Below are 1,158 nucleotides of genomic sequence, written 5' to 3' on the forward strand. Positions count from 1 at the left end.
GGGAGCGCGATCCGCAAAGCAATGCGGACCGCTACGCAACGCTTTGCGAAGATATCTTCAAGACCAGCAGCGCACGCCATGTCATCGGCTGCGTCACCTCCTGGAGCCGCAAGGAAACCATTCCGGTCTTGGAGAAAGCCGGCGGCATGCTCTGGTACGCCTGCCCCTATGAGGGCTTCGAAGCCAATGAGCATGTCGTCTACATGCACGCCTGCCCCAACCAGCATCTGGTGCCGCTGATGGCGCATGTCGTGCCGCGTTTCGGCGCCAACGGCTTCCTGCTCGGCTCGAACTACATCTGGGGCTGGGAGATGAATCGCGTCGCGCGCGACCTGATCGCGGATGCCGGCGGCAAGGTGCTGGGCGAACGCTATCTGCGCATCGGCGAGACCGACGTGTCGCGGCTGATCGCGGAGATCCGCGCCACGCGGCCGAACTTCATCCTCAACAATTTGATCGGCACCTCGTCCTACGCCTTCCTCGCGGCCTATCGCGACCTGGGTCACGAGGATGCCGCCTTCAGTCCCGGGACTTGCCCCGTCATCTCCTGCAACCTGACCGAAGGTGAGCTGCCGGCGATCGGTGAATCCGGCAAGGGACATCTGTCGGTCGGGCCGTATTTCGCGCCGCGCCCGGCTGCCTTTGCCTCATCCTTCGAGGCCTCCGCCTATGCCTCGGTGCAGGTGATGGCCGACGTGCTCTCCAGCAATCCCGACGCCGGTCCGGCGGAATTCTCCAAAGCCTTCGCCGAACGCCGCTTCTCCACCCGGCTCGGTCCGATCGCCATCGACGCCCACTCGCAGCACGCGACACTGCCGGTGATCATCGGGCGCATCGCGGACGGCTTCTTCGAGGTCGTCAGCCGCGAAGACGAAGTCGCGCCGGATCCGTATCTGTCGCGCTACGACCCGGCAAAAACATTCGGCCGCCCGCGCCTGAGGGTGGTGTCGTGACCAGAGCCCCACGCATCCCCAATCTCGGCGGCGCCAGGGCGTTTATCCTGCATCGCCCACATCCGACGGTGCAGGCGATCACCAGGCAATTGTCGGCCATCGGGCTGATCACGCTGGATTGCTGGCCGGAACTGCCGCCCGAGACGCTGGCCGCCGATTTCGTCTTCTTCGACGCCGATCTCGGCTTTGACGAGCAGTTTCCGTG

Annotated in this window: 1 protein-coding gene and 1 pseudogene; both read left to right on the forward strand. The window is 64.7% G+C overall.

Going from position 1 to position 1,158, the window contains the following annotated elements:
• The coding region (locus tag ENZ75_RS32410) for a transporter substrate-binding protein (RefSeq protein ID WP_128278644.1) at positions 1-953 on the forward strand (953 nt) is incomplete at its 5' end.
• Positions 950-1,158: pseudogene (locus ENZ75_RS32415) on the forward strand (transcriptional antiterminator); the annotation flags it as partial. The gene ENZ75_RS32410 and the pseudogene ENZ75_RS32415, both read left to right, overlap by 4 nt.

This window comes from Mesorhizobium sp. M7A.F.Ca.CA.002.04.1.1 (assembly GCF_004022805.1).
GTDB classification, from domain to species: domain Bacteria; phylum Pseudomonadota; class Alphaproteobacteria; order Rhizobiales; family Rhizobiaceae; genus Mesorhizobium; species Mesorhizobium ciceri.